The sequence below is a fragment of the Gracilimonas tropica DSM 19535 genome (assembly GCF_000375425.1).
Taxonomy (GTDB): Bacteria; Bacteroidota; Rhodothermia; order Balneolales; family Balneolaceae; genus Gracilimonas; species Gracilimonas tropica.
In genome coordinates, this window is the sequence record NZ_AQXG01000007.1 from 100088 (window position 1) to 122958 (window position 22871).

A 22871-nucleotide genomic window follows, 5' to 3' on the forward strand; every position below is an offset into this window, starting at 1 on the left:
CTGATTTAACGTCTGTTCGATATAAAAAAAGCCTTCCTGGTTTACTTCAGGAAGGCTTTCTTTTTGGCAATTTCTTGGGTAATGCTACCCTTTCTCTTTGATCAGATCTAAGGCTTTATCCAGTGTGAACTCTTCCGGAGCTTCTCCTTTTGGCAAGCTGATGTTCTTTTTTCCATGCTTGATGTACGGGCCGTACCGACCGGTCATCACGCGAATTTGCTTGTCTGTATCCGGGTGCTTTCCGAGGTCTTTGATCTCATTACTGCCGCGGGTCGATTTCTTTTTCTGCGCCAACAATTCCACCGCCCGGTCTAATTCGATGTCTAAAACACTATCCGTTTTTGGGATGGATTTGAATTTCCCATCATGAACTACATAAGGTCCGTACCTACCAACACCGGCTCTCACCACTTTGCCATCTTCGGGATGCTCTCCCAATTTGCGAGGTAATTCAAGCAGTTGAAGTGCTAAGTCCAGATCAACGTCACTTGGCTCCATATTCTTCAGCAAAGAAACGCGTTTGGGCTTTTTGTTGTCTTCGGTCACTTCACCACGCTGCACATACGGACCATATCTTCCCGAGAGTAAAAAGATCGGCTCACCGGAATCAGGATCATGTCCAATTGGCTTATCCTGTTCTTCGGAGATCTTGATCAGCTCCTCAAGTTTCTCTGAGGAAATGTCACTCGGATCCATGTCATTAGGAAGTGAAGTAGTTACCTCCTCCCCATTTTTGGTCATTCGTGCATAAGGGCCAAATCGCCCCACGGCCACTTTAATTCCTTCCAATCCTTCCAGCGGCAAGTCCAACAACTTAGCTTCCTGCGGATCGATCTTATCTTCCTGCGTATCCACTTTGGCTTTCAAGCCATTCTCGCCTTTGTAATAATCTTCGAGATACTTCACCGGATCCTGCTTTCCTTCAGCAACGGCATCCAGTTTGTCTTCCAGTTCGGACGTAAAATCACTATCCACCAGATCAGGAAAATGTTTTTCAAGGAGTGATGAAACGGCGAATGCTGTAAAAGTCGGGATCAAAGTCTTACCTTCGCTTTTCGCATACCCGCGATCCTGAATAGTACTGATAATAGATGCGTAAGTTGAAGGCCGGCCCACGCCTCTTTTCTCTAATTCTTTAACGAGCGTTGCTTCTGTGAATCGAGCCGGCGGTTTGGTTTCGTGGCTAACAAAATTCAGGTCATCCAAACCAGTGCTGTCGCCTTCTTTCATTTCAGGAAGGAAATTCTCCTGATTTTCCAGCGCTGCTTCCGGATCATCACTTCCTTCTACATAAGCCCGGAAATAACCAGGAAATAAAATTTTCTTACCACCCGCTCGGAAATCTGCGTCGGTTCCGTTATTGGTAGCGCGGATCGTCACGTTGGTAAATTCCAGCTCGGCTTCAGCCATTTGGGTCGCAATGGTTCGCTTCCAGATCAAATCATAAAGCTTAAATTCCCGGCCGCTTAAACCGGCTTTATCAGGCTTCACAAAACGAGATCCCGAAGGACGAATAGCCTCATGCGCTTCCTGTGCGCCTTTTCCTTTTTTGTTGTAATTCCGAACGCGCTCAAAGAGATAGTCATCGCCATACTCTTCGGTTACTGCATCTCTTGCTGCACCGATCGCCTGACTAGAAAGTCGGGTAGAATCGGTACGCATATAGGTGATAAATCCTTTTTCATACAATTTCTGAGCTACACTCATCGTGTCACGGGCAGAAAATCCAAATTTACGGTTGGCTTCCTGCTGCAGTGTTGATGTAATAAACGGAGGCGCCGGGTTTCGTTTCTGCGTTTTCACATCCACGTTGATGACCGACCATGTAGCCTCTTTCAGATCATCGACCAGGGAACTCGCTTTATCCTCGTCCAGCAATACCACTGATTTTGGTTTTTTGAGCTTACCGGTGTTTTCATCAAAATCTTTACCGCTGGCCAAACGCTTTTCATTGAGATGGGTCAGGTCTGCATCAAACTTGTACTCATCGCCTTCTTTATGAAGCTGAGCCTTCAGATCATAATAAGTCGCACTCTTGAACTTCATGCGCTCTCGTTCGCGCTCTACCAAAAATTCTACGGCTACTGATTGAACCCGGCCGGCCGACAATCCCGGAGAGATCTTCTTCCATAACAATGGCGAGACTGTATATCCCGCCAGTCGATCCAAAATTCGGCGTGTTTCCTGTGCATGAACCAGGTTCATGTCGATATCGCGTGTGTTTTCAAGCGCATCCAAAACAGCCTGCTTGGTGATCTCCCGAAACGCCATTCGCTTCACAGGGATCTTCGGCTTCAGAATCTCCTTTAAGTGCCATGAAATAGCCTCACCTTCGCGGTCTTCATCCGTTGCGAGGATCAACTCATCCGCATCTTTCAATAACTTTTTGAGCTTGGATACTACCTTCTTCTTGGAAGATGGAATTACATAGAGCGGGTCAAAACGATCATCCACATTGATCCCTAAATTTGACCATTCTTCCTTTTTATACTTTGCCGGAATCTCTTTGGCCGAGGAAGGCAGGTCACGAATGTGACCCATAGAAGAATCTACTACATATCCTTTAGGAAGGTACTTCTTAATGGTTTTAGTTTTTGTAGGTGACTCTACAATGACGAGACTTTTCATGCAATAACAGGTATTAATTCAGTTGTTCGACCAGCTCTTTTAACTCTCCGGCGTGGTCTTTGGTATTCACTTTTTCGATAGTCCCCAAAATAGTACCATCTGTATCAATAACAAAGGCCGAACGAGAGGGGGCCTCATACTCTTTTCCATACATCTTTTTCTGCACGATGGAATTGGTGGCTTCGGCAAACTTGTAGTCCGGATCAGAAACCAAAGTAAAGTCAATGCCTTGCTTTTCCGCATACCGTTTGTGTGAACCGCAAGTGTCTTTACTAATGGCCACCAGGTTATATCCTTTCTCTTTGAACCATTCAGCATGGTCCGCAAGATCTTTGGTTTGGCGATCGCAGCCACTGGTGTTATTCTTCATGTACACCGATACAATGGTTGGCTTATCCAGCAGATCTTTGAAGTTGATCTCTTTTTCTTCTCCATTCTGAACCGCTTTTACGGTAAAATCAAAATTGGCTTTAGCTCCTGTGTCAATCATGATGGTTAGTTTAAATTCTTTGGGTTGATGGATTCTGATAACTGAAAGTACGAATGGATTCGTTCGGTTTCAGTGAATTCACGATCTGATTTGTTGATGTAGGGGATTTATTTGTTTGATGAAGCTTCTAAACACAACGGAATGGAACACTGATGACACGGATAGAACGAATAGGCACTGATTTTTTTCATTCAGATTAGAACCCAAACTAAGGAGATCTTTTCAGTCTTGAGCGAAGCGGTGACTGAAAAGTAATAGCAATTCAAGTCTTCAGACTTGAGGGTACCGGCTATTCCTCTTAAGTCTCCGCTCGGCAAGCACCTTTGTCAAAATTAAAATTTAGGCTCACTCAAGGCTTAAGAGATCCCTGGGTTGGTTTACTTTTTCCAAAGTAGAAACTTTGCCACAGCGGCTACCACCAAAGAATGATGTACCGTTCCGTTATTCACCATCTCCAGAAAATCATCCAACGGAATTACGTGTACGTTGATGCGTTCATTTCCATCCAATTGCTGATCCTGAATTTTGCGGCAGTTTTTAACTACATGCAGGTGCGTGTAATTCGTCAAAAATGCCGGATTAGAACTTACTTTCCCCAGGTAATGCCATTTATCTCCCGTAAAGCCTGTTTCTTCCAATAGCTCTCGCTTCGCGGTTTCAAAGTGCGTTTCGCCGGCATCTACCATTCCACCTGGTAGCTCAAGCGTGGGTCCCTCAATCCCGTAGCGAAATTGTTCTACCAATACAACCTCATTATCTGAAGTGAGCGGAATTACATTCATCCATTCGGGGGCATCCACAATGGAAAACGTTGCCTTGTGATCTTCCGACTTTAACTCCATATCACGACTTAAAAGTTTGAAGATATTCGTCGTATATTTGACCTCTTCACGAGTGGTGATCCACGGTTCAATCGAAAATTTAAATTCACGGGTATTCATAGATGTCAAATACGCTCAAATTAGTTAATGATCAGTTTTCTTCGGAGGCAGAACTTAAAAAAGCTATCGATAAAGCGTTGGACCTGATGGAGGAAATTTATGATTCCGGACAGTATCCAAAAATGATCGTTGAGCGTACCTGGAGCAAACATAATCCCGTCATTGACGGTGAACTGGCTCAACCCAAAGCCTACCGATGGTACCTAAAGCGAGAAATCGAGCGATTGGTAGAAAATGGAGCTACGGTTTTCATCAAACCTTCCCGAGACGTGCTTGCTCTTCATGAACCGGAGCTTTTTGACAACCTGGATGAGAACGACTGGAACATCACCCAGAAAAAGCTATTCTTGTTTCGGGCAGAACGCATTGATATCTCGCTCGATCGATTACAACATTACACGGGTACCAAACCCGAAGACTTTCAGCGCTACATCCTGTTTACCAATTATGATATGCATGTGGAGGTTTTTCTCGAGATGTTTCCCGATTGCGAAAAACCGGCTCGCGAAGGAGTACAAATGCCGGCCTATCATCACAAAATGGATAACAATTCTGGACTAACATTGGTGAATATTGGTGTCGGCCCTTCAAATGCAAAAACCATTACCGATCACGTAGGAGTATTAAGGCCTGATGCCATGGTGATGGTGGGTCACTGCGGTGGACTTCGAAACCACCAGGATATCGGCGACTTCGTACTCGCCAACGGCTACTATCGCGCCGACCAGGTACTGGACGACCTCTTCCCGATTGGCATTCCCGTGTCTCCTAACTTCATCCTGAACCGATACATGCAGGAAGTGCTGGATCAAAATGATATGAAGCATCGTATAGGAACTGTATATACCACCGCCAATCGAAACTGGGAATTCTCGAAGGCCAAAACGGTGGAAGAAATTCATATGAGTCGTAGTGTCGCGGTAGATATGGAATCATCAACGGTAGCCACCAATGGATTTCGATATCGTATTCCTCACGCCACCCTTCTTTGTGTGAGTGATAAGCCGCTTCATGGTAAACCCAAACTTTCTCAAGCCGCTCAATCGTTCTACCAAAATTCCAAAGAAATGCATCTGAAAATGGTGATCGATGCCCTACAAATGGTGAAAGATAATTACCCGGAAGGACTACCGAACTCCAGCATCCGTGCGTTCAACGAACCACTGATGGGCGGAACGGAGTAGAAGAATATCGAATATTCAATATTGAACATTGAATGTTGAAGTTCTTTTTCTTTACGCGATAAACTTCTCTTATCCTCCTACCCAACTCGATGTCATTCCCGCGGAGGAGGGAATCTAAATATTGCCACTAAGAATAATTTTACTAGCTCCTACGCTCTGCGTTGGAGCTTTTTTTGTTCGCACAACCCATGAACAATTTCTTTATTCGGTAACTATTTATTGTTTATCAATAAAAAATTGTTGCTTTTCGGAATTTACTTCTTTTTCTTGTTGGGAGAACAATAACTCATTTTAAAGATCATGAAATTCAGAAAAGATTGGTCACTCGCTTACTTTTTACTCTACCTTTGTCAGCTCAGTTACTGGCTGATCATTCTCGGTGTTGTCGTAGAGATTATTAGTTCGATAGGATATTTAACTAACGGACGGGTCGTGATCAGAGACATCCCGGTCAATATGGAACTTGAACAATTTGATCCCTATAAGGACATAGAGTTCGCCAATTCCTACATGAACATCCCCGAACGAATGACTTCGGAAATTCATATTTCCGGCGATTATGAAGAAGTTAAAAGTGCCTTTTTCTTTTATAATGGGTTGAAGATCTATGAAAATGCCGTGTTTTTTATACTTCTATACCTCTTTTCCAAAGTACTTAGAAACGTAGCTGAAGGGAGCCCTTTTCATTCAAAAAATTCAACCTACCTTTCACAAATTGGGACCATATTGTTTGCAGTGGGTACGGTTAATTTCTCCTTTCTGTTTTTGAATAGTGGCCATTTTATTTCCCTGCCTATTTTAAATAACCTTGGCTTCCCTGAGGGTATTGACATCACTTATCTAGATCTATTTGGGAAGGACTTCATTTTCGCAGGTATCTTTATGATCGTGCTGGGCTACATATTCAAAGAAGGAACCCGCATCTACGAAGAACAAAAACTGACGGTGTAAAATGAAATCTTTTAAAGACAGAAACGCAGTGTATTATTCATATGCCATCATCAACTTTTTTTGGTATGTGCTGTGCGGTACCGCTATTCTTATCATTGGCACCCTGTTCACCCAACATACTTTTGGACTTTTGTTGAACGAGATTCATTTAGGAATTCCGATAGAACCTGATCAACTCACGCTTCAAACCGCTATTGATTCCTCCATGATCTCCATCGATTCCGCAACCGCTTCTTTAAATGCGGATTACCTTATGAATAACCATTTTGGTTTATATGTGGGAATATTGGTTTCATTTATTATCGGCATGGGATTATTCCTATTCGGATTCTTTCAGCTCCGCATGATGCTTAAATCTGCCTGGAATGACAAAGTGTTCACACAGAAAAATATTACGAGGCTAAAGATCATCGCCGGGCTGATCATCGCTTTCAAACCCTTTGAATGGCTTATTTATCAGCTTTTTGTGGTTCCTATTGATGAAATGCTGGTCGCCAATGAGATCTCGGTAACCCTGGATTTTGAACCGGGAAGTTTCGTATATGGGCTCCTCCTTTTTGCGCTGGCCGCTGTATTTGAAAAAGGCCACGATATGTACCAGGAATTAAAACTGACGGTGTAAGATTATGGATCTGAATAAAAAAATTTTACCTGACTCCCTTTTTCAAAAAGTAATTATTGGGTTGATGATTGTTTTTGCAGGGCTCAGTCTTTGGGGAGGTTTCTGGGCATTTCAGAATATGCAATCTATCATTGAGAAAGATCTTACGCCTGAATCTAAAGAAGGAATGACATCTTACGGATCCAGCTTCAAAGCTACATTTGGTTCTTTTGAATTCAACCAAATAGCTAATATGGATACTTCTTTTACTTATGTAACTCTGACCGACCTTACATTCTCTCCCTCAGGAGATAAAACCATGGATATTCTCTCTTCATCTTCTAAAGATGATAGAATTTTAGGACTATCCAGCCACCCTTCATTTTTAGTATCTGATGACCACCGGTCATTTTGGATCTCACAAATCTACCTGGAAATGGGTTTTCTCATTGGTGGTATCTTCATAATCATTTTAATAGTGATATGGATCATTTCTGCTAATTTTGAAAGCTATAAGAAGCTTTTCAATAAGGAAATATATCATAGGGTCATGACACTTTTCTTTGTAGTATTTGCTGGGTTTTTGATTAATGCTTTGCTCTATGCCAGGAGAATTAATTTCCTGAATACCGAGTTTAATCTGGACTTATCGTTAACCGATGGAGTATCTATGACCATGCTGTTCATCCTATTCCTTCTTCTGTTTCTCATTATCTTCGTGAGAAAAGGAATTCCTCTACAAAACGAACAAGATCTTACGGTGTAACCATGGCCATAATCGTAAACCTGGATGTAATGCTGGCTAAACGAAAGATGAGCCTCACTGAACTTTCGGAGGAGGTTGGTATTACCATGTCGAATCTTTCTATCCTAAAAACCGGCAAAGCCAAAGCCATTCGTTTTTCTACTTTGGAAGCCATTTGCGAAGCGCTCGATTGTCAGCCCGGGGATATTCTGGAGTATTCAGAGGAGTAATTTCTCTGCGAAACTCAGCGCTTCATCTGCGAGCCTCTGCGTGAGCCCCTTTGTAGCTATGCCCCAAATTCAACCCTTCTTTTCTCGCGGATTTTCGCAGAGTTTGGCGCAGAGTTTTTAAGTCACTCAAAAAAATTCTGTAAGGAATCCCTTTTTCATCGCTCTAACTAAGAAAGAAAACAAACCTTAGATCATATGAGCCATGAAGAATCCTTTTCTATAAAAGATTTCCACAAACGAACCGTCAAAGAGATGCTTCCTGATGAGCAGCCTCGCGAAAAACTTATGAATTATGGTGCCGACTCGCTCTCCGATTCTGAGTTACTCGCTATCCTCATAAGAACCGGAACCAAAAAATTGAATGTAATAGATACCGCCAAAGCCCTGCTCGATCAGTTTGGCGGATTGCACAATTTGGTCCGCAAAGATTGGCAGTCGCTAAAAGTGATTCCCGGCATCGCCAAGGTAAAAGCCATTACCCTGGAAGCTGCTTTTGAACTTGCAAGACGATTACAAGTGGCCGCCTTGGGAGAAGAAATTCAGATCACCAGTCCGGAAGATGTGAACGCATATTTTGCTCCCAAACTCCGTCATCTTACCAAAGAAACCTTCCTGGTCGGTTTTTTGGATAATGCTAAGAAACTGACCGGCTTCTCCAAGATCAGTAATGGAGGAAAAACAGCCACCATCGTAGATACGGCTGAAGTGATGCGCCAGGCCGTGCTCAATGAAGCCAATTCCATCATCCTTATTCACAATCACCCATCCGGACATAACAAGGCTTCCACAGCCGATATTCAACTCACCAAACGCATCGCTGAGTGTGGCAAATTATTCGGCATTCCGGTAGATGATCATGTCATTATTGCCGGATATAATTTTGTGAGCTTGAGAAGCGACGGGTTGTTTTAGCTATCAGCTTCAGCTTTCAGTTTATCTTGAGTATAACTGAAAGCTGGTAACTGACTGCTTAAAGCTTCCTCACAGGTGGATATTGAACTTCTTTTCTAACTTAGTCATTACTTGATAGATGTTTCCCTTACTCTGTTTGCCTACGATCCCGCAGTTTCTTCAGGGCATATCCCCCTCCCGCTGCCGCCAACAGTCCCAGCCCGCCATCAATTGGCGCCTGACTTGGTGTAGCCGGCAGCCCCGGAGGCTGCGCCATCAGGATCGTTGTTAATAGTATGGTAAATGCTATAACAAGTGTAATTGTGATCAGTGTTTTCATAGTCGGATAGAACTTAAGTGAGAATTACTTGATGAGGGTCATTTGACGGGTCAGGACCTGTCCGGCAGACTGCAGGCGGTAGTAGTAGATCCCACTTGCCATGCCAGAGGCATCCCAGCTAGCACGGTAGGTGCCGGCCGATTTGGTCCCGCTGACCAGGGTTTCCACCTGCTGGCCCATCACGTTGTAGATCGCCAGTTCCACTTCCCCGGTTTTCCCTACACTGTACTGAATACTGGTGGTCGGGTTAAACGGATTCGGGTAGTTCTGCTCCAGGGCGAAACCTTCCGGTGTATCAGCCGGCTCGGTGGAAGTGGTGGTGTTAGCTATGACCGTTATCGTGAATCTCGGAGTTTCATTTCCCTTGGCCATCCGTTCGACTTGTGGAGGCTGTGGATTCAGGATCGTCATAGAAGGCCCAGCTTTTGACTTTCCGCTATTTATAATCTCAAAGGAATAGCTCTCGGAATTTTTCATATCAACCGATACACCTGTTTCTAAATCAGTCAGTGTCATTCCCCATGCTTCAGGAATGTTCGTTAAAGCAGGCCAGCTCAGGGTTACTTCACCACCCATCTCAATCCATGTTCCATGCTCGGTATCGGTAGTATAGCCTTGTACAGAAACCGGAATAGCCAATTCTCCTTCAAAAGAAACCGGCAGATTGTTGATGTCCAGTTTTGTGCCACCGGTAACACTGGCCACGCTTAAATACGGGCGAAAATCAAGTGGGGATAATTTTAATCCGTCAAAATCATCTTTCGCTATTTCGCCGTTTTCAGTGAAAGAAAGAAAAGCCTCACTCATCATGTTGTTCATGACTCCGCGTAGTTTAATGCTTACCTGCTGCTCAGATGCCTTATAAAAAGTAGCTCCAGTAGTTTGGTCTGCTTCTTCAATGGTGAGCGCTTCAGACGTTGCAGATGCTGAATTTTGCACCCAGAACCCCTGGAATGGAGCAATCAGTCCATCGGTAAGTGAGCCTGTAGAACCATTCCACACGCGATAGCTTCCGGCCGATCCGCTTGCCGCTACATCGTCTTCGGAATCGGTAGGTGTTCCATAGCTGTGATCGTACACATAGACCGTTCCGGTGAGTTCGGTTTTCGAAAGTTCATCCCAATCAATGGTAGAGGCATAGGGATTTCCTACCAATGTCCATGCATCAGCTCCCGAAGTAAGTGTAGGGCTTACTGAACCTGTATTCTCTGTACCGGATAACGACAAGGTTTTAGGAAAACCTTCTGCATTGCCATCATAATCATCATCACTGTAAATGTAGGTAATGAAACCTACTCCTGGGCTCATTGTAGCCGTAAGGTCATTAACAGTAGCAAAAGAAGACCCGTTGTAGGTTTTAACATTGGCATCTCCATTGGTAACATCCGCACCGGTTGTGATGCCTTGCGTCCAAATAGTGTTTAGGAAATTACTATATGAGGTATTAGAAGTTGGAGAAGCAAACATTCTCCAGCCATCAGAACCATTTACATTTAATTCATAATAATCAGGTGTAATTCTAAAGTTATTAAAGTATGGTTCATAATTACCATTATTAGCATCGGTACCTGTTCTCTCATGATATAAGCTAAATCCCTGTGGTGCAGAATTAATTGTTGTTGTAATTGAATTTGACTCACCATCATGACTTGCAGAAACAGTTAAATTGTCTGTATCTCCACCATTCCATGTGAATGTTAATGTGGTTGCTTTATTAAAAATATCTGATAGAAGTTGACCAGCAGAAGATTCAAGAGAGTTTGTACCGCTGTGTTCTACATTAAAAAGAAAACTGCTCCAACTATCATCAGACCATAAATTTATACCTCTTTTACCTCCGTTCCATGAAAATGAAAATTCAAAAGTAAAAGATTCACCAGGGATTAAACTTCTAGAAGCACCTGATTCATCAGCAAAGTTTCTTTTAGCAACTGCATATACAGTACTTCCGTCATTTGAATTTGCATAAATCCCAAAAATCTTACTTGTACCATTTGCAATTGACTGTCTCCCATTCTGTGTTGGATTAGCTCCAATGTAATAACCAGCAAATTTATTATTACCATCATTGTTATTATCATTGAGATTCCAAGCAGTGAATCCTGAGCCTTCATTATCTCCATTATTCCATGTTGAATAATTTCCAGCTGAATCATATCTGGCAACTTGATTAGTCACTTGCCCCAAAACTGTAGCTGTCCCCAACAGCAAGACGCAAAGCGTGCCTGTTAATAATCGTATCATTTGTTTCATTATTATTTCCTTCCTAATTGTTTTTTTAATTCTTGCTAATAGCTGCCCACAACTGTATCCCAAAAATATGTAAGCGCTTTCATTTTAGTAAAATCAATTCGCATTTTCAACCCGTAAATTTCACGCTAACGAATTCTAATGCGTAAAAATATCTTTAAAGGGCCTTATCCTTCCTCCCTACTTGATAAGCGTCATTTTTTTAACTTCCAGGAAAGGCCCCGCCTCCATTCTTATCATATAAATTCCACTTGCCAGGTTGCCTGCATCAAATACAACCCGATACCTGCCGGCTGTTTTACGTTCATTCACTAACGTTTGAATAAGCCTTCCCGAAATATCATAGACTCGAATCCCTACATCGCCGGCCGTTTTTAGATCATATTGAATATTAGTAACCGGATTAAAAGGGTTTGGATAGTTTTGATGTAAAGCGAATTCATCCGGCAAGACATCTCTTTCAACTGATGTAAGCGTTACTGTTTTAAAATCATGCATGGCAGACCAGCTTCCGGCGCCGGCCCGGTTCACCGCGCGAACCCGCCAATAGTATGTAGATCCATCCTTCAATCCGGAAATCTCAGCTACAACCTGTTCAATTCCGGAAGAGTCTACTGTCAGGGAATCAAAATCATCGCGGGTAGAAACCTGAAGATCGTAGTTTTGCGCATATACAACTTCATTCCATCCGAAGCGAACCGGGAAATCCGTTTCTGATCCTTTTTCGGGGTTCACCAACTCCGGCACTTCCGGAATAGGAACAATAGTGGAGAAATAGTGAACTTCGGTCCATGGTCCGCTTCCGGCATCATTGATTGCCCTTACTTGCCAATAATATTCCGTGTCAAAGTCCAAACCGGAAAGTGTTAGTGTAGTATCGGAAATATTACTACTGTCGATAGCTATACTGAAATTCCGCTGCTCAGAGAGTCTTACCTGATAGTGATTAACCCCTTCCCCGGGATTCCATGAAAGACGAACAGGAAGCTCAACATCTGCTGAACTGTCGGCCGGGAGATTGACCTTAACAATGCCAGGCACCTGAGACTGGGTAGTAAAAGAGCGAACAGATGACCATGCTGTAGACCCTTTTGCGTCATGTGCTCGAACCCGCCAAAAGTAACCCGTTTCTTTCTTTAACTCCGACAGGTCTAATGTAGTAGTTTTGACATTGGATGTATCTATTTCCACTATATCAAAATTTTGAAAAGCTGACACCTGAACCTGATAATAGTCTGCACCACGGACCGCGCTCCAGCTTAGCTCAAGTACAGTACCCATACCGTCTTCTTCATCATTGGGAGCAGTAAGCAAAGGCCCGGGAAAACCGCCCACTCCTGTTTCAATAGATCTTGAGTGTGTCCATGCGGAGTTTCCTGCTCCATTTGCCGCCCTAACACGCCAATAATATTTGGCTCCGGAATCCAACGCTTCCAATAACAATTCGGCAGAAGTAACGGAAGTATCCGCCTTAAATGTAAAGTCCGGATTTTCGGAATACTGAAAATCGTAATGTGAAGCCAATGAAGAGATACTCCAGGTAAAGTGAACCGGGATCCCGGCATCGCTTGTTGAATCAGCCGGAGTTAAAAGGGTAACCGTTTCAGGAAGAAGTGGTAATGTTTTAAATTCTCCCGGTAAAGACCATTGTCCCGCTGTGCCTTCACTGTTGAATGCCCGAACCCGCCAATAATAAGAAGTGCCATTTTCTAATCCTGAAAGGAGATAGTCCGTATTTTCATATCCGGTCGTATCCAGAATAAAGCCGGAATCAAAAGCCATGCTTTTGGAAACCTGTATCTCGTAGCTTACGGCATTGGCCGGAGCCTCCCAAACCAAGTTGGGCTCAAGGCTAACATTTACAGCACCGCTGTCAGGGCTCACCAATTGAGGGAGAGCCGGAGGGTTCGCCTTCACTGTAAAGGAAAACGGCTCTGACCATTCACTTTCAATGTCATTTACCTGAACCTTAACTCTCCAGTGATACGTGCTATCAAAACTGAGTCCTTCAGGTATAAAAGAAGTATCACTCAATGCTGTAGCTTCTGAAGCTATTTGTGTGAATATTTCATTCGATGCTATTTGTACAGCATAGTGTTGAGCCTTCTCAATATTACTCCACCTCAAAATGGGATTCACAGGGGTTGATGTGGATTGATCATCCGGAGAGGCCAATACCGGTACCGGAGCAGAGGTTGTAAATTTCAGAGTATCTGACCAAAAACCGGTTCCTGCTTTGTTAGATGACCGAACCCGCCAATAATAACTTTTTGCATTCTCCAGTTCATCAAACTGAAGTAAGGAGTATGTGTTTTGACTTAGATCCGGTTTATCGAGCACTAAATGTGCTGTTGAATCAAAGTTCTCTGTTGAGGATGAAATCTGCAGCTGATACGCGGCTGCAGACGCCTGTTGCTCCCATTCAAACGTTGGCATGATAGAAATCCCTGTAGATTCATTCTCAGGCGATAACAAAGTCACTTTTGACGGTGGATCACCAACGGTTACAAAAGAATACACATCCGACCATGGACTACTTCCGGTAGTATTTACTGCACGTACCCTCCAAAAATATTCTGTTTCTTTGCTTAGCGAGTTTCCCTCATCAACAGAATATGTGTTTGTACTAAGACTACTTTCTTCAATCACTGCCTGCATTCCATCTGCAAATGACTGATCGGTGGATATTACAAGTTCATAACCGGTGGCATTAATCCTTTCATCCCATTCAAAATCAGGAGTAAGCGAGGCTCCAACTGCACCATCAACCGGTAATAATAGGTTTACTTTTTCAGGTGCAGGAGGAAGAGTAGTAAAAGACCGAACTGAAGACCATCCGCTGGATGTCGTATCGTAATCGGAACGAACTCGCCAATAATAGGTAGTTTCGTAGTCCAGAATTCCGGAAGCAATATCATAGTTATTCGCCGCTGCCGGCAGTGCTGCCTCATTTACGATCTTTGTTTCAAAAGCTGAACTTTCTGAGACCTGCAAGCTGAAACCCTGAACGGAGGCATCAGCCGCAATCCAGCTGAGCGCAGGAGTAAGTTCAACACCTGATATGCCATCTTCAGGAGATGACAATGCAGGAATATCCTTGATCACAAGCCCTCCCAATGTTTGATTGGTATCAGCCCAAAAGCCGCCTATAGTACCGTACACATAATTTTGGGTCTTATACTTATACCGATAAGCATAATAATATGTCCCGGGCTCAAGGCCAGAACCCAGAGTTCCAGCATATTCATCATTATCTCCGGCTGTGGTTGAAGAAGCATTATATTCAGCAGTCTTCCAACTTGACTCCATCCAGTTGGATGGATTTTCATTTATTGTACTAATACCGATCCAGGCCGATATATCCGTGCTTTGCGCTTCATCTTCCGTAATACCGGGCACATAAAGCTGACCATAAATGGTAAGGTCATTGCCTTCATCCATCATATGCGATTCCGGAAACTGAACATTGCCAAATGTAATCTCCGATTCTGTTCTGAAATTAAATGTGCTTGACCAGGTATTAGCCGTATCGGGTTTGAACCGCCAGAAATACCTTGTATAAATATCTAATGGTGTGCTTAGCGTATATGAGGTATCGGCTAAATCGGTTTCATTAACAATTGGACTTGAAAAATCATTGTTATTGTCTAATTGCAGATCATAACCGGAAAGGTTGTCTACCGGATACCAACTTATGCGAGGTGCTCGTTGCACATTATTAGCGCCGTTAAGGGGAAAGACATCAGCCTCATAATGATAAATGTAATTGCTCCCATTGTTGTTTTCAAAGCGTAGAGTAGCAAGATCCACTTTACCATCCCATTCGGATTGATCTATGGTTGTAGAGAGCACATAAAATTCAACGGCTGCATTTTTTGGTTGTCCGGGAATTTGTGCTGTTCCGGTTGTACCTGAACTGAAATCAGTGATCTCAATCGAATAACTGGTTGTAAAGTTATCCGTTGAGTAGCGAAGGTAGATTTTTTCTTCCGGCGATTTAGGTTGATCTAATTCCACTGAAATGGTAACGGGATCATATTCAGGCACCTCAGTTGTAGGCACTCCGCTTACAGAAATGAAATCCACCGGCGATGCGCTTGTTTTTAATACTGCAGCCTCAGAATCAGCATATCCATTATCTGTAATAATAACGGTGTAATAGTATCCATTTTGCAAGGATATAGAGTTATCGGTTCCTCCCTGATATATCATACTATTGAACCCATCAACATTTACTGGAGACGCATTGGCCCATTTGTTATTGAATTCATTGCCATCAGGTCCACTGGTAAATAGCCAGGCATAGGTTCCAGCTGAAGTATCTGCTCCCGATGCGTCAACGTTAATGGTCGTAATGTACTGACCGCCGGCAAAATCTCTTTTGACCATTCTGAAATTACCCATCTCGTCCGGATCGTTAGTGTTTTCCCAGGCATTCCATTCACCCGGCAGATTAACTCCCTCCGGTTCGTATACCTGCTGTCCAAATATCAATGTTGGAATCATTAAGATCCCAAGCAAAATCAGTAGTATTTTATTGTGTTTCATTTTTTATCAGTTCCAAATTATTTGATCAGCGTAAGCTTCCTGACTTGTACATAATCACCTGCTTTAATGCGGTACAAATAGAGTCCACTGGACAGACTTTCTGCATCAAACTGCACCGTGTGGTAACCGGCTGATTCATATTTCTTCACAAGTGTGGCCACTTTTTGTCCGGTTATAGTGAATACTTCCAGTAACACCTCACTGCCATGAGGCAGACCAAACATGATGGAGGTTGTCGGGTTGAATGGATTTGGATAATTTTGCATCAATGTAAATTCTCTTGGCACGCCTGTTTCTTCTATACTGGTAATGAATTTGGTTTCAATCTCCTGCACCTCACTCCAGTTACCGGCACCTCCCCGGTTTGCTCCCTGAACCCGCCAATAGTACCTGGTTTCTTTTTCGAGGTTTATATTTTCAAGCTTCTGATCGGTAATATTTACTGTATCCACTAACGGGGTTTCAAATGTTGCATCGGCACTTAGCTGAAAACGGTACGTTGAAGCACGTTCTGCTTTCACCCAAACAAAGCGGTTCTCAAGTGGATGTACCAGGTCACCCTTCAAAGGCTGTACAAGGATAACAGGTTCCGGTTTACTTATCACCGTCTTGAAAACGTTTACATCACTCCATTTACTATTCCCACCTGTATTAACTGCCGAAACCCGCCAGTAGTAGGTTTGATTGTTTTTTAAAGAAGTGATAACAAGTAAGGTATCCGACACACCTGATGTATCAAATTTTTGCGTAAAGCTGCTATTTTCAGCAAGCTGAAAACGATATTTAGTTTCTTCTCCGGAAGATCTCCAATGAAAGGTTAAGTCTATTTGAGTATCAGTGAGACTATCAGAAGGAGATGCTAATAATGGAGCATTGGGAGCAACCGGCAATGTGTTGAATGACTGAACTACCGACCACTCGCTTTCTTCGCTCGGATTAACTGATTTTACCCGCCAATAGTAGGTTGTATTTCGAGATAACAGCTCAACTACTTCAAAGAAAGTGCCCTGAATGTTTGCAGTGTCAATTTTTACTTTTTCAAAAGACTGGTCATCGGAAATTTGTAATCGATAGGAAGTTGCTAAATCTACCTTAGTCCATTTTATAGTCAGCTCATCCGGGATGTTGATAGCACCGTTATCCGGGGCAACTGGGGCAGGGATCGAAGGTTCATCAAATACCGTGGAAAAGACTCCTTTTGCAGACCAATCACTTTCAAAATCAGTGCTTGCTGATTTAACCCGCCAATAATAGGTTGTATTCCGTTCAAGAAATCCCGGAGTATAGCTTGTATCGGTAATGCCATTTTGTTCTGCCTGAGTACTGAAATCCGGTTTTTTTGAGATCTGTATCCTATAAGAATCCGCATTGGTTGAAATTCTCCAAATCAAAGTGGTATCTGTGGGAATATTAACTTGACCAATTTCTGGATAATGAAGTTCCGGGGTGCCTATAGCACTTGTTCTAAATGACCAAGCTTCCGACCAACTGCCTGTACCCACTTTATTTGAGCCACGAATTCGCCAATAATATTTCTTATCTGCATTCAGCCCAACCACCTGTACTGCAGTTTCTTGAAGATCGGAATCAGAATAAACAATGTTCTCAAATTGCTCCTCTTCAGCTACTGCTACCTGATATTCTTCCGTATACTTGTCTTTAATCCAATTTAGTTCCGGGCTGGTAGACACCCCTTCGGCAGCGCTATCTGGAGCGGTGAGCTTTATTTTACCGGGAATGTCCGGAGTGGTAGTAAAGGTAAAAGGCTCCGTCCATTCACTTTTACCAAAACTATTTACCGCTCTAACCCTCCATGAATACGAGGTTTGAAATTTAAATTCTGCATCTCTGTAACTCGTAGACGTATAATTATTTTCTACTTTAATGAGTTCTCCTCCAGAGCGAATTTCAAGTTCATATGCATCTGCCGTGCTAACTTCAGTCCATTTTAATGCTGTTTTTATAGCAACCCCTTCCGATTGGTTTTGAGGCAACAGTAAAGTTGGTTTCAACGGTACTGAGCTAAGCAACTCACCTTCAACTGAGAAAGTTTTATCTGAAACTTGTAAAGACTTGATTGTAAAAGTATCGTTATAACTTCCAACCGTAGGCGGATCAAATGTAATTGACAGCTTGAGCGCTTCTCCCGGAGCAATGGTTCCTCCGGTAGGTGATACTGTGAATACCGAACTAAAACCCGAAATATCTGTAATATTCAACGGAGCGCTTCCTGAATTCGTAATGGTTAAGCTCTTTTGATAAGGGGGGGTGTTTTCACCCTGAATTTCTTCGAATTTTATGGAAGTTGAAGAAAGTGAAATACTGGGAAGTGTTTCATTCAATAAACCGGAGGGTGCGGGTCCAATTTTTTGGGTAGAATACAATCGGAATTCACCGGGAGCAAGGTTCACTGAAGGAGGTGAAGACTCATTAATCTGCAGAGAATCTCCGCTAAAATATTCATACCACCATTTCCCGGACCCTGAGTTGTGGGTAAAAGGCTGTACATTTGCATCGACCACATCAAAGTTCCCGATCAGCTGTACATCATTTGAAGATCTTAGAAGTATCTTTTTTTGTTTACCTCCAACATCGAGAGCAAAATCCGTGGTTTTAAATGCAGGCTCTGTTGTTTTAAGCTTTATTAATTCACGCATTGTCCGATATAAGCGATACCGATCCGTGTCCCTTCTATATTCCCATAAAATAGGTTTCTCTCCGGTTCGCCCATTCACACTTATGCTAACATCGTAACCCAATTCACCAAATTGCCAGATCATTTTTGGGCCCGGAACTGCCAGCAAAAAAGCGTGAGCTAATTTCATCCGGTTCAAGGCTGTTTCTTCATTCTTAGTATCATATCCACCTACAGAGTTTCCATAATTACTAAGCTCATACATGATCCGCTCTTCATCATGACTCTCCATGTAGCCTACTAAGTGCGGCTCATTCCACCCTCTGCTTTGATAGGATGTCCCTGTCAGGTCACCATCGTACCCCATTGCAGCTTCTTTAAATGGATCATGCATAATCCCCCAAAGCATAAACCCATTATCAGCCAATACTTTCTCTTCATCGTTATTTCCCAGATGCTCTAAGATCAAATATGCACTTTGGTCATATTCCCTAATCTTATTTTTCATTCTTAACAAGAGGTCTATACGCGACTGATCGTATTGATTCCAGGCCCCCACATCACCGGAGTAATTTTGAGTAAATCCCTTACTAAGGTCATACCTAAATCCATCTATTCTGTATTCTTCCAACCAGTATTTATTGACCCGGTCTATGAACCGTTGGGTATATATACTCTCATGGTTAAAATCGTACCCCACATTAAAAGGATGGCGTGCCGTTGAGTTAAACCAAATATTTTGCGGTGTCGGCTGACCATAATTTCCTTCATTATATAAACGAACCATCGGTGACTGGCCAAAGGAATGGTTATAAACGGCATCCAAAATAACTGCAATACCCCTTTTATGTGCTTCATTTACCAGTCGTTTCAGATCATCTTCAGGACCATAATAGCGATCCGGGGCTAAGTAAAAGCTTGGATTGTATCCCCAACTGCTGTTTCCCTCGAATTCATTCACCGGCAAAAGTTCTATCGCATTGATTCCAAGTCGCTGAAGGTAATCCAGAGAATCGATCACTGTCGCAAAATCGTGGCTCTCGCTAAAATCACGTACTAAAAGTTCATAAATCACCAGGTTATTAGGGTCCGGTCGTTCCCACCCATCATCCGTCCAATTGAAATCTGGCTTATTGGTTTGGATAATGGATACATATTCTGTGGTCTTACCATTTGGGTAGGGCTTCAGGTCAGGATACACCTCCGGTTGTATCCATGAGTCATCGGGGTGAAGTACTTTCTCTGAATATGGATCAGCAATACGTATTTTTTCATCAACCAAATACTGAAATGCATATTCTTTTTCGGGCGTCAGGCCATTGATTTCGAGCCACCAATATACTTCCTGATTACCACGGACATCTCTCTTCATCTGATACTCAGGACGAACTTGCCAATCATTAAACTCTCCAATAACATACACCCTGCTTTTGTATGGAGCCAGTAACGATAATGTTACTTTAGTGGGGTCACTTTCATCATAATATATTCCTTCTTGAACTCCTCCGGGTCTCGGCATATCGACCACTTCATCCGGAACAAGATAATAAGCATATGCTGAGTCAGACACTCCCAAGGAATTTGATGAAACCGCCAGCATCTCGGTGAGGCCTGTAGAAGATGCTGATACTGTATATGACAATGACGTACTATTGCTTTCGGCTACTTCTATGCCGTTTTCATACAGTTTCATGTTCTGAAACCCCGACCCTATTGCCGCTCCTACAACTTCCACATCCAAAGATCCATTTAGATTCAGGATCGTTGTTTTTTCCCTTGGTTTCTGGAACCGTACATGTACACCTTCATCATATATATCTATGAAGAGATCGGTATCATTTTCCCCTTTCCCTTCTAACTCACCATCTGCGCTTCTGAAAACCATTGCTAATTTCAGAATCTCTTCTCCAGAAGGTACACCGTAATATTCCCGAATTTCAGGAATGGTTAGGCTATATAAGTCTGAACCAATCCTGGTTAATTTTGCTTTTGGAATATTCTCGTCCCATTCAGCGATCACATATTTCCAATCGGAAAGATCACCCTTCGCGCTTTCATCAGTGATCACTCCTGTATGGGCATAGACCTCTCCTGAGAAGCCCTTTAAACCCGCACTCCCCTCAGCTGCATTGAAATAAATGGTAACGGAACTTCCTTCCTCCGGAAATGCTGGGTCAGTGCTTATCTGCGCTTGAACACCGGCAGTTAGCAGCAATACGATTCCCGAAAAACCCACTAAAGTTCTTAGGAAATATCTGAGAACACCCCAAACCCCATAGCCTAAAACATTTTTACAATCCTTCATTAAACCTAAATTATTCGTCTTTTAACTTGATCCTAAGGAATATACCTGAGATAATGTAAGCGCTTACAATTAATGAAGCAAGTTTCTTATGAACAAGCTTTTTCACTTGTTCAGTGAAACTCTTGGTAACAATACATTCTCCTGAAATTTGATTATTTTTCTTTTTTATAAAACTTAATTTATCTCATGATCTACGAATTCTTAAAACAAACTCCCCAATTTGATGAAACCGTTTTTGTGGCTCCCAGCGCCGATATTATCGGAGATGTTACCCTTGGCAAAGAAAGTAGTGTTTGGTTCAATGTGACCATTCGGGGAGATGTGAATTACATTCGGATCGGAGATAAAAGCAATATTCAGGATAATGTTTGCATACATGTAATGAATCAAACCGGGCCGACCGTTATTGGGAATGAAGTGACGATTGGCCATGGAGCCGTAGTACATGGCTGTACCATCAAGGACCGGGTATTGATCGGTATCAACGCCACTATTTTGGATAAGGCTGTGATTGAGCCTGATGTGATCGTAGCTGCAGGCTCTTTAGTTCCTCCCGGAAAAAAGCTCGAAAGTGGTTATATGTACATGGGCTCACCCGTGGAAAAGGTAAGAAAATTGACCGTAGAAGAACTCGCTTCTATCCCAAAATACGCGGCCAATTACGTCAAATACTCCCGCGCCTATCAGCAAAAAGATCAGTACGACGAAAACCCTTTTTATAGTAAGTGACTGGAAGTGTTGAATTATAAATCGATCCAATTCAAAATTTCATATTGACTCAAGAACAACCTCTCAGATTGTCATCCTGAGCGCTTAAAATATCCTCCAAGTCTAACGATATCATCATATAACACAGACCAGTGGCTTAAACTTTGAGACCCTTCGCGGAATACAGACTAACCTGTTAGAAAATTGAATCTCTCAGGGTGACAACCAATGGCTGAATTGGTTGTTTTACAAACATCAATCAAAATCCTAAAATCAAAAATCCAGTGAGCGGACTTTATATTCACATCCCCTTTTGCAAACAAGCCTGCTCGTACTGCGATTTTTATTTCGTTACCCGACAAGAATACAAACAAGATTTTGTGGACGAACTGATCCGCGAAATACATTCCAAAAAAGACACCCGATTCACTGAAGAAACAGTAAGAACTATCTATTTCGGTGGAGGCACCCCTTCCCTTTTAACACCCCAACAGGTTGAATCTATTTTAGATGCCATACAGTATGTTTTTAAGGTTGAACCGGAAGAGATCACCTTCGAAATGAATCCCGATGACGTGACCAAAGAATTTCTTTCGGGGCTAAAATCAGCGGGTATAAACCGGGCGAGTATGGGCGTTCAGTCTTTCAATCCGGAGCTTCTCAAATTCATGCATCGGGCTCATTCTTCGGAAGAAGCTTTCCGCTGCCTTGAATTATTACAAGCTTCAAAATTCAATGTATTTACGGTTGATTTGATCTATGGGAACCCGGGTCAGTCGCTGCAATCGTTAGAGCAAGATATAGATACTATTCTTCAATTTGACCCTCCTCATATTTCGGCGTATTCACTTACAATTGAACCTCAAACCCGTCTCGGTAAGCAGGTTAAGTTAGGGCGAATTGTTCCTCCGGAAGATGATACGGTTGCCCGACATTTTGATCTGGTTGTGGAAAAGTTGGGAGAAGCCGGTATTCTTCAATATGAAGTAAGCAACTACGCCAAGCCGGGGAAAGAAGCGCTTCATAACTCAAACTACTGGAGCCATGTGAATTATTTGGGATTAGGTCCGGGCGCGCATTCTTTTTGGTGGGATGAAGACGGAAAATCAGCCAAAAGATGGAGCAATAAAGCGGACCTGAAAAGCTATTTTACCGGAAGCTGGAATGAACCGTTTGAGGAAGAACATCTGGATCACACAAATTTGGCTGAAGAGCGCCTGATGCTCGGACTTCGTACCCGCTCCGGACTTTCTCTTCAGGAACTTGCAACCCGTTACGATTTCTCATTCAACCCAAAACAGCAGGAGTATTTGCAACAGCTGGAAATTCAGGAAAAAGCAAAAATTGGAGATCGTATTCAGCTTACAACAAAAGGATTGAAAATTGCGGATGCCATTTTACTCGACCTTATTACTATATAGGCT

Annotated in this window: 15 protein-coding genes; 8 read left to right on the forward strand and 7 right to left on the reverse strand. The window is 42.8% G+C overall.

Annotated features, from left to right (window positions below; genetic code table 11):
- Positions 1-84: 84 nt before the first annotated feature.
- From topA to B151_RS0111990, 3 genes are all read right to left on the reverse strand, one after another.
- Positions 85-2628: a type I DNA topoisomerase gene (gene topA / locus B151_RS0111980; RefSeq protein ID WP_020403880.1), complete on the reverse strand. Its 2544-nt coding sequence runs from the start codon at positions 2626-2628 to the stop codon at positions 85-87.
- A gap of 13 nt (positions 2629-2641) precedes the next feature.
- Positions 2642-3118, reverse strand: coding sequence for a peroxiredoxin (locus B151_RS0111985; RefSeq protein WP_020403881.1), 477 nt, complete (start codon positions 3116-3118; stop codon positions 2642-2644).
- A 377-nt stretch (positions 3119-3495) separates the two neighbouring features.
- Complete coding sequence (locus B151_RS0111990) at positions 3496-4059, reverse strand: NUDIX hydrolase (protein ID WP_020403882.1); 564 nt, start codon at positions 4057-4059, stop codon at positions 3496-3498.
- 2 nt (positions 4060-4061) lie between these two features.
- Between B151_RS0111990 and B151_RS0111995 the strand changes: the two genes are divergently transcribed.
- The 6 genes from B151_RS0111995 to radC all read left to right on the forward strand — a co-directional run bounded on the left by B151_RS0111995 (position 4062) and on the right by radC (position 8682).
- Positions 4062-5243 (forward strand): phosphorylase family protein, encoded by a 1182-nt coding sequence (locus B151_RS0111995; RefSeq protein WP_020403883.1) that lies wholly within the window; start codon positions 4062-4064, stop codon positions 5241-5243.
- 300 nt (positions 5244-5543) lie between these two features.
- Positions 5544-6194, forward strand: a complete 651-nt coding sequence (locus tag B151_RS0112000) for a DUF2975 domain-containing protein (RefSeq protein ID WP_020403884.1) — start codon at positions 5544-5546, stop codon at positions 6192-6194.
- 1 nt (position 6195) lies between these two features.
- On the forward strand, positions 6196-6816 hold the full coding sequence (locus B151_RS0112005; RefSeq protein WP_020403885.1) for a DUF2975 domain-containing protein: 621 nt from the start codon (positions 6196-6198) through the stop codon (positions 6814-6816).
- A gap of 4 nt (positions 6817-6820) precedes the next feature.
- Positions 6821-7561 (forward strand): DUF2975 domain-containing protein, encoded by a 741-nt coding sequence (locus B151_RS0112010; RefSeq protein WP_020403886.1) that lies wholly within the window; start codon positions 6821-6823, stop codon positions 7559-7561.
- A 2-nt stretch (positions 7562-7563) separates the two neighbouring features.
- Complete coding sequence (locus B151_RS0112015) at positions 7564-7770, forward strand: helix-turn-helix domain-containing protein (protein ID WP_020403887.1); 207 nt, start codon at positions 7564-7566, stop codon at positions 7768-7770.
- 195 nt (positions 7771-7965) lie between these two features.
- Positions 7966-8682, forward strand: a complete 717-nt coding sequence (radC, locus tag B151_RS0112020) for a RadC family protein (RefSeq protein ID WP_020403888.1) — start codon at positions 7966-7968, stop codon at positions 8680-8682.
- Between the two features lie 127 nt (positions 8683-8809).
- Here radC and B151_RS0112025 read toward each other — a convergent pair whose 3' ends face one another.
- The 4 genes from B151_RS0112025 to B151_RS19630 all read right to left on the reverse strand — a co-directional run bounded on the left by B151_RS0112025 (position 8810) and on the right by B151_RS19630 (position 20739).
- Positions 8810-9001, reverse strand: coding sequence for a PID-CTERM protein-sorting domain-containing protein (locus tag B151_RS0112025; RefSeq protein WP_020403889.1), 192 nt, complete (start codon positions 8999-9001; stop codon positions 8810-8812).
- A 24-nt stretch (positions 9002-9025) separates the two neighbouring features.
- A complete protein-coding gene (locus B151_RS19625; protein ID WP_169332214.1) occupies positions 9026-11245 on the reverse strand; it encodes a T9SS type A sorting domain-containing protein in 2220 nt (739 codons plus the stop codon).
- A 186-nt stretch (positions 11246-11431) separates the two neighbouring features.
- Complete coding sequence (locus tag B151_RS0112035) at positions 11432-15799, reverse strand: T9SS type A sorting domain-containing protein (protein WP_026166639.1); 4368 nt, start codon at positions 15797-15799, stop codon at positions 11432-11434.
- A gap of 17 nt (positions 15800-15816) precedes the next feature.
- Positions 15817-20739: an alpha-amylase family glycosyl hydrolase gene (locus B151_RS19630; RefSeq protein ID WP_020403892.1), complete on the reverse strand. Its 4923-nt coding sequence runs from the start codon at positions 20737-20739 to the stop codon at positions 15817-15819.
- A 186-nt stretch (positions 20740-20925) separates the two neighbouring features.
- On the opposite strand from B151_RS19630, the gene B151_RS0112045 reads away from it, so the two are divergent.
- Complete coding sequence (locus B151_RS0112045; protein ID WP_020403893.1) at positions 20926-21468, forward strand: gamma carbonic anhydrase family protein; 543 nt, start codon at positions 20926-20928, stop codon at positions 21466-21468.
- Between the two features lie 263 nt (positions 21469-21731).
- Positions 21732-22868, forward strand: coding sequence for a radical SAM family heme chaperone HemW (hemW, locus tag B151_RS0112050; protein WP_020403894.1), 1137 nt, complete (start codon positions 21732-21734; stop codon positions 22866-22868).
- Positions 22869-22871 lie beyond the last annotated feature (3 nt).